The organism is Pseudomonas sp. 11/12A (assembly GCF_000800055.1).
GTDB classification, from domain to species: Bacteria; Pseudomonadota; Gammaproteobacteria; order Pseudomonadales; family Pseudomonadaceae; genus Aquipseudomonas; species Aquipseudomonas mohnii.
The window spans coordinates 5734717-5746282 of sequence record NZ_JUGV01000001.1; the positions used below are offsets into that span (position 1 = coordinate 5734717).

The following is an 11566-nucleotide window of genomic DNA, read 5'->3' on the forward strand; positions in this document are numbered from 1 at the left end:
GTGGATGATTAGACAGTGGGTCAATCGAGTTCGTCGGTGTGGCTGGAGACGCCGCTGTCGGCGAAGCTCAGGCCGTGCTTGCGCAGCTTGTCGTGCAAGGTCTTGCGTGGAATGCCCAAGGCTTCGGCGACGCTGCGCAGCGAACTGTGCGAGCGCGCCAGTTCGGCGGCGATCAGGGTTTTTTCGAAGTTTTCCACTTGTTCGCTCAGGCCACCGCTGACCACCGCCAGCGGCGCCCCGGCCGTATCTTGCGGCCCTGAGTTGTCCAGTGCCAGCTCCAGGCCGAGGGCGAAGCGTTCGGCGGCGTTTTGCAGTTCGCGCACATTGCCGGGCCAAGTGTGACGCAACAGCTGCGCGCGTTGCCCGGGTTGCAGCTCGTGGGGCGGCAAGCCATGGCGGGCGCTGGCTTCATCGGCAAAATGCTGGAACAGCATCAAGGCATCTTCGCCGCGCTCGCGCAGGGGGGGAATACGCAGCGGTGCGACGTTCAGTCGGTAATACAAGTCGGCGCGAAAACGCCCTTGATCGGCAGACTGGCGCAGGTCTTCCTTGGTGGCGGCGATGATACGGATGTCCAGCGGGATCAGTTGATTGCCACCCAGGCGTTCAACCACCCGTTCTTGCAGCAAACGCAGCAACTTCACCTGCACATCCAGGCTCATGCTTTCGATTTCATCGAGGAACAGCGTGCCGCCGTTGGCGAATTCGAACTTGCCGATGCGACGCTTCTGCGCCCCCGTGAAGGCGCCCGGCTCGTGACCGAACAGCTCGCTTTCGACCACCGATTCGGCCAGTGCGCCGGCGTTGATTGCCACGAACGGACCGCTACGCCGATTGGACAGGTCATGCAACGCCCGCGCGACCACTTCTTTACCCGCCCCGGTTTCGCCAAGGATCAGTACGTCGGCTTTGGTCGCCGCCAGGGCCCCGATTTGTTCGCGCAGGCGCAGGATCGAGGGCGACTGCCCGACCAGACGGGTGGTCAATTCATTGCGATCGCTCAGGGCCAGACGCAGGCTGCGGTTGTCCAGCACCAGTCGGCGCAAGGCCAGGGCGCGGCGCACACTGTCGAGCAGGGCGTCGCTGGCGAAAGGTTTTTCCAGGAAGTCGTAGGCGCCGGCGCGCATGGCTTGCACCGCCAGTGGCACGTCACCGTGACCGGTAATCAGCAGCACCGGCAACTCCGGGTCCTGGGCGTGGAGTTCAGTCAGCAGTTCCAGGCCGTCCATGCCCGGCATGCGGATATCGCTGACCACAACGCCCGGCCAGTCGCGTTCCAGCTGTGCGGCCAGGCCCTTGGCTTCGGCCAGCGGCAGGATTTTCAGGCCGGCCAGATCCAGCGTCTGGCTCAAGGCCTGGCGCAGGTGGGGATCGTCGTCGATCAACACGACCTGGATGCGGTTGTCGATGGTCATGCACTTCGGTCCTCGGACGGTTGCAGGCTCACACCCGGTGCGCCTGCGCGCAGCTTCAGGGTAATCAATGCGCCACCTTCCTTGTGGTTGGCGAACGACAGTTCACCGCCAAAGGCGCGCATCAGGGTTTCGCAGATCGCCAGCCCCAACCCCAGGCCCTGGGTGCGGGTCTTGGTGGTGTAGAAGGGCTCGCTGGCGCGGCCAAGGGCTTCCATGCAAAAGCCGGGGCCGTTGTCGCGAATGTACAGGTGGACGCCGTCAGCGGTGGATTGGGCACTTAGCCAGAGTTTGCGCGGCGGGCCTTTTTCCGTCAGGGCGTCCAGGGCGTTGGCCAGCAGATTGCCGAGCACCTGGCGCAGACGGGTTTCCCCAGCCTCGACCCACAGGGTGGCGGCGGGTAAATCGCGGATCAGTTCGACCTCCATGCTACGCCGACGCTTGGCCAGCAACGCCAGGGCGTCGTCTAGCGCCGGTTGCAGGGCGACGCTTTCCGGGGCATGGCGATCACGGCGGGCAAAAGCGCGTAGATGGGCGATGATCGAGGCCATGCGCCCGGTCAATTCGCTGATCAATTTGAGATTGCTCCGCGCATCGTCGGTGCGCTGGTGATCAAGCAGTACTTCGGCGTTTTCCGCGTAGCTGCGAATCGCGGCCAGCGGTTGGTTGAGTTCGTGGCTGATGCTCGCCGACATCGTGCCCAGCGCCGACAGTTTGCCGGCCTGCACCAGATCGTCCTGCGCGCGCACCAGTTCCTGCTGGGCCTGTTCGCGCTCCAGCACTTCCTGTTTGAGTCGACGGTTGAGGCCTTCCAGATCGCTGGTGCGCTCGGCGACCCGGGCTTCCAGTTCGCGTCGGGCCTTGGCTTCGAATGCGATTCGGTCGAGGTAATGGCGGCGGCGCTGCATCATCAGGCCGAGCAGTAGCATCAGCACCAACAGTGTCGCGCCACCGATGGCGACGACCGTGCGCACCGGGCGGTCAATCAGGGTGCGCGGCGCGAGAATGCTGACGTCCCAGCCGGTTTCCGCGATCGACTGGGTCTGGGTCAGCCAGGCGTCGGGGTTGAGATTCAAGGGCTTGGGCTCGCGCGTCGGATAAGGCTGGATCGCGGTAATCGCCTGGCTCTCTTCATCGTTCAGCGGACGGGTCGCGCGAAAGCGCCATTCCGGTCGCGAGGTGATGATGACGACGCCGTTATGGTCGGTCAGTAGCAACTGTTCCGGGGTTTTGCCCCACAGGCTTTCGGTGTGGTCGAGATCAACCTTCACCACCAGTACGCCGATGATTTTCTCGCCCTCACGCACCGCCGCGGCGAAGAAGTAGCCGCGTTTGGCGGACGTGGTGCCCAGCCCGAAAAAGCGCCCGAGCCGGCCGGCCATGGCTTCGCTGAAGTACGGACGGAAGGCAAAGTTACGGCCGACGAAACTGTCGTGCTTGTCCCAGTTGGACGCGGCCAGGGTCTTGCCTGTGGTGTCCATCAGGTACATGACTTCGGCCCCGGTCTGGGCGCTGATGTTCTTCAGCAGGCGGTTGGCGTTGCCTTGGGTGACGCCGTCGTCCGGCGCACCGAGCACGGCGCGCAGGGCCGGCAGATCGCCGAGGATCTGCGGCAGTACCTCATAGCGATGCAGGGTGCCCAGCAGGTTGGCGACATAGAGATCGAGGGTCTGCCGGTTCTGGCTGGCCAGCTCGCTGCGGTAATAGCGCTCGGCCAGATGCTCCAGCGGCCACAACAACGGCGCCAGGCACAAGGCGAGCAGCGCCAGGCTGCGCCAGCGAGGTCTGCGGGGGAGGGTCGGGGTCATAAGCATCGAGCGCCTGTGGGTACAGGCGCATTATGCCTAGGCTTGCGGGCGCAGTCTGCGCACCTGGGGGCAGGTGCGCCTGCGCGGTGAAGCTTCAGGTCGGGTTTCAGGCAAATACTTCGGCGTCCTTGAGCAATGCCCCGACCTTATCCTTGGCCGACAGTTGCGGTGCGGCGTCCAGTTGCCAGTCGATGGCCAGGTCCGGGTCATCCCAACGAATGCAGCGCTCGGCCGACGGGTTGTAGTAGTCGGTGGTCTTGTAGAGGAATTCGGCGTAGTCGCTCAACACCACGAAGCCATGGGCAAAGCCTTCAGGAATCCAGAGCTGGCGATTATTGGCGGCGGACAGACGCACCGCGACCCATTTTCCGAAATGCGGCGAGCTGCGGCGGATGTCCACGGCGACGTCGAGCACTTCACCGGCCGTGACTCGAACCAGCTTGCCCTGCGTGTTTTGCAGTTGGTAATGCAGGCCACGAAGCACGCCTTTTTGCGAGCGCGAGTGATTGTCCTGAACGAACGGTGTGTTCAGGCCGGTCGCTTCTTCGAAAGCCTTTGCGTTGAAGCTTTCGTAAAAGAACCCCCGCTCGTCACCAAACACCTTGGGTTCGATGATCAGAACACCGGGCAGGTCGGTGGTGACTACATTCATGGTGTTTCTCCAGTGCTAGGCGTAGATGGTCGACATTCTTGCGTAGAGTCTTGTTCAAGACGAGTGGCGCGTCATTTTTCTTTTTCCGTTTACCCGGCCGGCCCGTCGTCAGACGGATGAAGGGGGTTGCGTATCGCCCCAAGCAGTGGCGATATAGGCGCCTAATAATATTTCAGGGGTCGTTGTATGCCGCTCGCCACGTTGATTCATCGTGCCAGTTTGCCCAGTCCGCAAGTGTCTGCGGAGCAAGCGCATGAGCTGTTGCAGGAGCATTACGGGCTCGGCGGAAGGTTGCAGGCCCTTGGCAGCCAGCAGGATCTGAATTACCGCGTTGACAGCGACCAGGGCCGTTTCGTCCTGAAAATCTGCCGGGGCGACTATTCGGCGCTGGAACTGCAAGCCCAGCACGCGGGGCTCAAACATCTGGGCGAACACCCGGACGTGCACGTGCCGCGGGTGATTCCCGCGAAGAATGGTGCGGACCTGCTGACGCTGGAAGTCGGTGGCCAAGCGGTACACGTGCGCTTGCTGGACTACATCGAAGGCCAGTCCCTGACCCATCTGGACCATTTCAATCGCACGGTGGTGGCCGGTTTCGGTCGCTTGTGCGGCGAGATGGACCTGGCGCTGGCGGCTTTCGATCATCCGGGGCTGGAGCGCACCCTGCAGTGGGACGCTCGCCATGCTCAGGCGTTGATCGCTCATTTGTTGCCGGTGATCCAGGACGACACTCAGCGCCAGTTGATCGCCGAAGCGGCGGAGCAGGCCGAACGCCATTTGCAGCCACTGGTGGACAAGCTGCCGGTGCAGGCCATCCATATGGACATCACCGACGATAACGTGGTGTGGCAGCGCGATGCGCAACGCCACTGGCAGCTGCAGGGCGTGATCGATTTCGGTGATTTGATCCGCACCTGGCGCATCACCGACCTGTCGGTGACCTGCGCGGCGTTGCTGCATCACGCCGATGGCGACCCGTTCTGCATTTTGCCGGCGGTGCAGGCTTATCACGCGGTCAATCCGCTGACCCATGAAGAACTGCTGGCGTTGTGGCCGCTGATCGTCGCTCGTGCGGCGGTGTTGGTGCTCAGTGGTGAGCAGCAAGTCAGCATCGATCCGGGCAATGATTACAGTCGCGACAACCTGACTCACGAGTGGGAAATTTTCCGCGTCGCCACGTCGGTGCCATTGGCCTTGATGGAAGCGGCGATCCTGACGTCGGTGGGCCAGAACCTGCCGGAAATTGGCAGCGAAGGCTTCGCGCCGCTGCTGCCAAGCCTGGTCGGTCGCGAGTTTGCCTTGATCGATCTGGGTGTGCTCAGCCCGCATTTCGACGCCGGTAACTGGGAGCAGGAGGGCGTGGATCAGCGGTTGCTGGACGAAGCGGCCGCCGCCCACGGCCTGGCGGCCAGTCGTTACGGGCAATACCGCTTGTCCCGCACCCGACCGGACAGCGCCATCGAACCGGACACCTGTCCGTTGCACGTCGAATTGCGCGTACCCCACGGCACGGCGGTCGAATCGCCGTTTGCCGGCATGATCCATCAACCGTCGCCTGGCGTGTTGCAACTCGACGGCCCGCAACTGAGCGTGCGGCTCCAGGGCGTCACGCCGTCACTGCATACCGGGGCGGCGCTGGTCAAAGGACAGGTGCTGGGTACGGTCAGCGGGCCGCTGATCGTGCAACTGGCCCGTGGTGCATCGTTGACGGCACCGTTGTTCTGCACGCCTTCACGTGCCGCCGCCTGGCAAGCGTTGTGCCCGTCACCGGCGGCGCTGCTGGGGCTGGCCTGCGATGCTGAAGCCGAACTCGACGCACACACCCTGCTGGCCCGTCGCGACGCCAGTTTCGCCCGCACGCAAAAACACTATTACGTCGACCCGCCGCGCATTGAACGCGGCTGGCGCAACCACCTGATCGACATGCAGGGCCGCTCCTACCTCGACATGCTCAACAACGTCGCGGTGCTGGGGCACGGCCATCCGCGCATGGCAGCGGTCGCCAGTCGCCAGTGGTCGTTGCTCAATACCAACTCGCGGTTCAACTACGCGGCAGTCGCCGAGTTTTCCGAGCGTTTGTTGAAGCTGGCGCCGGACTCCATGGACCGCGTGTTCCTGGTCAACAGCGGCAGCGAGGCCAATGACCTGGCGATCCGCCTGGCGTGGGCCTACAGCGGCGGCCGCGACATGCTTAGCGTGCTGGAGGCCTATCACGGCTGGACGGTGGGCGCCGATGCGGTCTCGACCTCGATTGCCGACAACCCGAAAGCCTTGAGCAGTCGTCCGGACTGGGTGCACCCGGTGACGGCACCGAACACGTATCGCGGCGAGTTCCGTGGCCCGGACAGTGCGCCGGACTATGTGCGCAGCGTCGAACACAACCTGGCAAAAATCGCCGAACAAAAACGCCAACTGGCCGGCTTCATCTGCGAGCCGGTGTACGGCAATGCCGGTGGTATTTCGTTGCCGCCGGGGTACCTGAAGCAGGTCTATGCCATGGTTCGTGCCCGGGGCGGCGTGTGCATCGCCGACGAAGTGCAAGTCGGTTACGGGCGCATGGGTCATTTCTTCTGGGGCTTCGAAGAGCAGGGCGTGGTGCCGGACATCATCACCATGGCCAAAGGCATGGGCAACGGCCAGCCTCTGGGGGCGGTGATCACTCGCCGGGAGATCGCCGAAGCACTGGAAGCCGAGGGGTATTTCTTCTCGTCCGCCGGCGGCAGTCCGGTGAGCTGCCAGGTCGGCATGGCGGTGCTGGATGTGATGGAAGAGGAAAAACTCTGGGAAAACGCTCAGGTCGTTGGCGGATATTTCAAGGAGCGTCTGGAAGCGCTGATCGACATTCATCCGCTGGTGGGCGCGGTGCACGGTTCCGGGTTCTACCTGGGCGTGGAATTGATCCGCAACCGCGAAACCCTGGAACCGGCGACCGAGGAAACCACCGCGCTGTGCGATCGTTTGCGCGAATTGGGCATCTTCATGCAGCCGACGGGCGATTTCCTGAACGTCCTCAAAATCAAACCGCCAATGGTCACTTCGCGCCGCAGCGTGGATTTCTTTGTGGACATGCTTTCGAAGGTGCTCGCCGAGGGGCTGTAATTCCATACCCCTGTAGGCGCGAGCCTGCTCGCGATGAGGTCGTGTCAGTCACGGATGTTTTGATTGAAAGACCGCTATCGCGAGCAAGCTCGTTCCCACAGGAATGGTGGCATAAGTTCGATTGTTATCGGGTTAAAGTGTGTATTTTTAGACGTAAGGCATATTTGTCGCTTTTAAAGCCGATTTTTATCGGCTATAAAGTCGCCAATGCCAGGGCGTGGATAAACCATGCCCGACCGTCACGCACTTGCCCGGAGATGATTCATGAGCCGTAACGTTACCGTCGCCGCCACTCAGATGGCCTGTTCCTGGGACCTTGAAGGCAATATTGAAGTCGCTGAACGGCTGGTCCGTGAAGCCGCCGCCAAAGGCGCGCAGATCATCCTGATCCAGGAACTGTTCGAGGCGCCGTACTTCTGCCAGAAGCCGAACCCGGATTACCTGCAGCTGGCCACGACGGTCGAAGACAACGTCGCCATCAAGCATTTCCAGAAAGTCGCCAAGGAACTGCAAGTGGTGCTGCCGATCAGCTTCTACGAATTGGCCGGCCGCGCTCGTTTCAACAGCATCGCGATCATCGACGCTGACGGCAGCAACCTCGGGATTTATCGTAAAAGCCACATCCCGGACGGTCCTGGTTACCACGAGAAGTACTACTTCAACCCGGGCGATACCGGCTTCAAGGTCTGGAATACCCGTTACGCGAAAATCGGCGTGGGCATCTGCTGGGACCAGTGGTTCCCCGAGGCTGCGCGCAGCATGGCGTTGCAAGGCGCGGAAATTCTGTTCTACCCGACCGCCATCGGCAGCGAGCCCCACGACAAGACCATTTCGTCCCGCGATCACTGGCAACGCGTGCAACAGGGGCACGCCGGCGCAAACCTGATGCCGCTGATCGCCAGTAACCGCATCGGCAACGAAGAGCAAGATGGCTACGACATTACCTTTTATGGTTCGTCGTTCATCGCCAACCAGTTCGGCGAGAAGGTGCAGGAACTCAACGAAACCGAAGAAGGCATTCTGGTTCACACCTTCGACCTCGAAAAACTCGAACACACACGCAGCGCGTGGGGCTCCTTCCGCGACCGCCGCCCTAACCTGTATGGTGCTATCAAAACCCTCGACGGATCCCTGGAGTCCTGACTGCCATGACGACTATGAACAGCACCCCTCGCGCAGACGGCTTCTACATGCCGGCCGAGTGGGCACCACAAACCCAGACCTGGATGATCTGGCCCGAGCGCCCGGACAACTGGCGCCTAGGCGGCAAACCGGCGCAAGCCGCGCACGTGGCGGTGGCCAAGGCCATCGCCCGTTTTGAACCGGTCACCGTGGCCGTTTCCGCCGGCCAGTACGAAAACGCCCGTGCCCGTCTGGACGTGCCGAATATCCGCGTAGTGGAGATGTCCAGTGACGACGCCTGGGTCCGGGATACCGGCCCGACGTTCGTCATCAACGACAACGGTGAAGTTCGTGGCGTGAACTGGGATTTCAATGCGTGGGGCGGCTTTGACGGTGGCCTGTATTCGCCGTGGAACCGCGACTCGCAGGTGGGTGGAAAAATCCTCGAGATCGAGCGCAGCCCGCGCTATCGCACTGAAGGCTTTGTGCTTGAAGGCGGTTCGATCCACGTCGATGGCGAGGGCACGCTGATCACCACCGAAGAATGCCTGCTCAATCGCAATCGAAATCCGCACCTGAACCGTGCAGAGATCGAAGCGGTGCTCAGCGCACATCTGGCTGTGGATAAAATCATCTGGCTGCCGGACGGTCTGTTCAACGACGAAACCGACGGTCATGTGGATAACTTCTGCTGTTACGTGCGTCCGGGCGAAGTATTGTTGGCCTGGACCGATGATCCGCAGGACCCGAACTACCCGCGTTGCCAGGCTGCGATGAACGTGCTGCAAAGTAGCACCGACGCCAAGGGACGCCCTTTTACAGTGCACAAAATGCCGATTCCGGGACCGCTGTATGCGACCGAGGAAGAATGCGCGGGTGTTGATCCGGTGGACGGCACTCAGGAGCGTAACCCGACTGTTCGTCTGGCCGGTTCCTATGTGAACTTCCTGATCGTCAACGGCGGCATCATCGCTCCGAGCTTCGACGACCCGCTGGATGCGCCGGCAAAAGAGATCTTGCAGAGCCTGTTCCCGCAACACGAAGTGGTGATGGTGCCAGGCCGCGAACTGTTACTGGGCGGCGGTAACATCCACTGCCTTACCCAACAACAGCCAGCGCCGCACAAAGAGTGAGTGCAGTTGTAACAGCTTGAGTTGATTGCAAATTCGTTCTGGCAAACGTTTTCGCGCCCAGCTTCACGGCAAGCCCGCAGCCCTACAGGACTGCGGGCTTTTTTGTATCCGCTTGTCGGCTGTCTACACACATTGGCATAGCTCTTGTATCTGTGATGGTGCAATGCAGGGAGGGGGAGAACTTAGTTGTTCTGTCATAAACCTTGGATAAAGTCAGGCCGCTCACAAACCAGGAGAGAGCGCAGAAATGAACGCCGAAGTGAATGTGGTGAGCGAGCGGGCGTTGCATCCCCTGGCAGTAACCAGCGAATCGCTCCAGATCCTGGCGCACTGGTTCAAGTCCAATGGGACGCGTCAGATCGCAGACAGTGATCCGCGCCGGATGATAATCGAGCGTTACCCCGCTGGCTTGTTCAGCGAGGCTGAGCTAGATGCGTTGTGGGATGTGATGGAAGGATAAGTAGAAAAACAACGGATTGATCAACGAAGAACGCTGCCGGCATGGCAGCGTTTTTTTATGTCCGAAGCACCCTCATCGACCTCGGCCCGTCGCCTGGAAAGCAAGCCGCAGGACCTTCATCTCGCTTGCGTCAGGCGCTGCCGGCAAAAGTGCCTTCCGCCGAATCGATGGCTGTAGCATTTGATGTTTTCTGCCAAGTAAAGTCATTTCTTAGACGATTTTTGCCTAATTACAGACGATTCATCAAATTGACACACCCTTGAGGCCGCAGCTACGATTCGGCCCAACGCCTGTGGCTGACTGCCATAATCCAAAATAATAAAAAGGCCCGCCGCGAGTCATCGTGGGCGGGCTTTTTTGTTTGCGAAATGAAAAAAGAGCGCGAAAGTGCCATTTCAGCCGTTCGACACAGCGCGTACCTACCCGTAATAAGGAAAACAAAATGTTGAACAAGCGAATCAGCCTGATCGCTCTGGGGATTTTGAGCACTTCACAGGCCATGGCTAACGACCAGGCCGAATCCAAGGGGTTTGTTGAGGACAGCAGCCTCAAAGTACTGCTGCGCAACGCCTACATGAACCGTGACTACAAAGACGGCAACCCGGATAAATCCGAGTGGGGCCAAGCGGCCATCGGTACATTCTCGTCCGGCTTTACCCAGGGCACCGTGGGCGTGGGTGTGGACGCTTTCGGTTTGTATGCACTTAACCTGGAGCGCAGTGAAGACCGTAGCGGCGCCCAAGGCATCGACTTTTTCAAAAAAGGTGACAGCGGCCAACCGGCTAACGACCTGTCCAAGGGCGGCGCAGCCGTCAAATTCCGCCTCTCCAGCACCACGCTGACCTACGGCGACCAGATGCCGGCCCTGCCGGTATTGAGCTACGACAACGTGCGTCTGCTGCCGGAAAGCTACACCGGCACCCTGATCACCTCCAAGGAGATCAAAGGCCTGGAACTGAACGCCGGTCGCTTCACCGCCGAATCGCGAAAAAGCGCTGAAGGCCGTGACAGCGGTGGCTTGAAGTCGATCAACGTGTTGGGCGGCAGCTACCAGTTCACCGAGCAATTCAAGGCAGCGCTGTACGCTTCCGACGTCGAAGACGTACTGAAGAAACAATACGTGAACGCCAACTACGTGTTCCCGATCGACAAGGATCAGTCCCTGACCCTGGACTTCAACGGCTACCGTACCAAGCTGGACGATTCTTACGTACGCGACAACAACCTCACCGGCGACGACAACAAGATCTGGAGCCTGGCGGCGACATACGCCACCGGCCCACACTCGTTCATCCTTGGCTACCAGCGCAGCACGGGTGACAGCAACCTGGGTTACCCATACGGTGGCTACCAGAAGGATCAAGGTCGCGTCGGTGACGGTGGCAACACCATCTACCTGTCCAACTCCTACTGGTCCGACTTCAACGCCGAAGACGAACGCAGCTGGCAACTGGGCTACGGCCTGGACTTCAGCGCCTTCGGTGTTCCTGGCCTGAGCTACAACTTCGCCTACGTGCGTGGTGACAACATCACCACCTCCACCAGCACAGACGGCACTGAGCGCGAAATCTTCAACCAGTTCAAATACGTCGTGCAAAGCGGCCCGGCCAAAGACCTGAGCGTGAAACTGCGCAGCTCTGTCCTGCGTGTTTCGCAGAAGTCGAGCGAGTACAACGTCAGCGGTAACGAAGTGCGCGTGTTCGTGGATTACCCGATCAACATTTTCTGATGATCGATTGCGGTATCGAAGCCTGATGCAAGGCTGAGCGCAAAGAGAAGCCCCGACTGGTTCGGGGCTTTTTTGTGGGGGCTCGTACAGCCACCATTACGCGATATCGCAGACACAAAAAAGTGCAGGTGCAGCGGGGGCGCCATGTTCA

The 11566-nt window shown here is 60.8% G+C and carries 8 protein-coding genes; 5 read left to right on the forward strand and 3 right to left on the reverse strand.

All coding sequences use genetic code 11. From position 1 onward, the window contains the following. Positions 1-20 precede the first annotated feature (20 nt). From GQ39_RS26360 to rfbC, 3 genes are all read right to left on the reverse strand, one after another. Positions 21-1415 (reverse strand): sigma-54-dependent transcriptional regulator, encoded by a 1395-nt coding sequence (locus GQ39_RS26360; protein WP_047536261.1) that lies wholly within the window; start codon positions 1413-1415, stop codon positions 21-23. Next, on the reverse strand, positions 1412-3220 hold the full coding sequence (locus tag GQ39_RS26365; RefSeq protein WP_047536263.1) for a sensor histidine kinase: 1809 nt from the start codon (positions 3218-3220) through the stop codon (positions 1412-1414). The genes GQ39_RS26360 and GQ39_RS26365 overlap by 4 nt, the downstream gene beginning before the upstream one ends. Positions 3221-3326: 106 nt before the next feature. Next, positions 3327-3872, reverse strand: coding sequence for a dTDP-4-dehydrorhamnose 3,5-epimerase (rfbC, locus tag GQ39_RS26370; protein ID WP_047536265.1), 546 nt, complete (start codon positions 3870-3872; stop codon positions 3327-3329). Between the two features lie 186 nt (positions 3873-4058). Here rfbC and GQ39_RS26375 point away from each other — a divergent pair, with 186 nt between their 5' ends. The 5 genes from GQ39_RS26375 to GQ39_RS26395 all read left to right on the forward strand — a co-directional run bounded on the left by GQ39_RS26375 (position 4059) and on the right by GQ39_RS26395 (position 11415). After that, positions 4059-6971, forward strand: a complete 2913-nt coding sequence (locus GQ39_RS26375; RefSeq protein ID WP_047536266.1) for an aminotransferase — start codon at positions 4059-4061, stop codon at positions 6969-6971. A 264-nt stretch (positions 6972-7235) separates the two neighbouring features. Next, positions 7236-8114 (forward strand): N-carbamoylputrescine amidase, encoded by an 879-nt coding sequence (gene aguB, locus GQ39_RS26380; protein ID WP_047536268.1) that lies wholly within the window; start codon positions 7236-7238, stop codon positions 8112-8114. A 5-nt stretch (positions 8115-8119) separates the two neighbouring features. After that, positions 8120-9226 (forward strand): agmatine deiminase, encoded by a 1107-nt coding sequence (gene aguA / locus GQ39_RS26385; RefSeq protein WP_047536269.1) that lies wholly within the window; start codon positions 8120-8122, stop codon positions 9224-9226. A 247-nt stretch (positions 9227-9473) separates the two neighbouring features. Further along, on the forward strand, positions 9474-9686 hold the full coding sequence (locus GQ39_RS26390; protein WP_047536271.1) for a hypothetical protein: 213 nt from the start codon (positions 9474-9476) through the stop codon (positions 9684-9686). 442 nt (positions 9687-10128) lie between these two features. Continuing rightward, positions 10129-11415: an OprD family porin gene (locus tag GQ39_RS26395; RefSeq protein WP_047536273.1), complete on the forward strand. Its 1287-nt coding sequence runs from the start codon at positions 10129-10131 to the stop codon at positions 11413-11415. Positions 11416-11566 lie beyond the last annotated feature (151 nt).

What these genes read in the sequence shown, in the direction of transcription:
- GQ39_RS26360 (WP_047536261.1), bottom strand. Translation starts at nt 1,415, where the DNA reads ATGACCATCGACAACCGCATCCAGGTCGTGTTGATCGACGACGATCCC.
- GQ39_RS26365 (WP_047536263.1), bottom strand. Translation starts at nt 3,220, where the DNA reads ATGACCCCGACCCTCCCCCGCAGACCTCGCTGGCGCAGCCTGGCGCTG.
- rfbC (WP_047536265.1), bottom strand. Translation starts at nt 3,872, where the DNA reads ATGAATGTAGTCACCACCGACCTGCCCGGTGTTCTGATCATCGAACCC.
- GQ39_RS26375 (WP_047536266.1), top strand. Translation starts at nt 4,059, where the DNA reads ATGCCGCTCGCCACGTTGATTCATCGTGCCAGTTTGCCCAGTCCGCAA.
- aguB (WP_047536268.1), top strand. Translation starts at nt 7,236, where the DNA reads ATGAGCCGTAACGTTACCGTCGCCGCCACTCAGATGGCCTGTTCCTGG.
- aguA (WP_047536269.1), top strand. Translation starts at nt 8,120, where the DNA reads ATGACGACTATGAACAGCACCCCTCGCGCAGACGGCTTCTACATGCCG.
- GQ39_RS26390 (WP_047536271.1), top strand. Translation starts at nt 9,474, where the DNA reads ATGAACGCCGAAGTGAATGTGGTGAGCGAGCGGGCGTTGCATCCCCTG.
- GQ39_RS26395 (WP_047536273.1), top strand. Translation starts at nt 10,129, where the DNA reads ATGTTGAACAAGCGAATCAGCCTGATCGCTCTGGGGATTTTGAGCACT.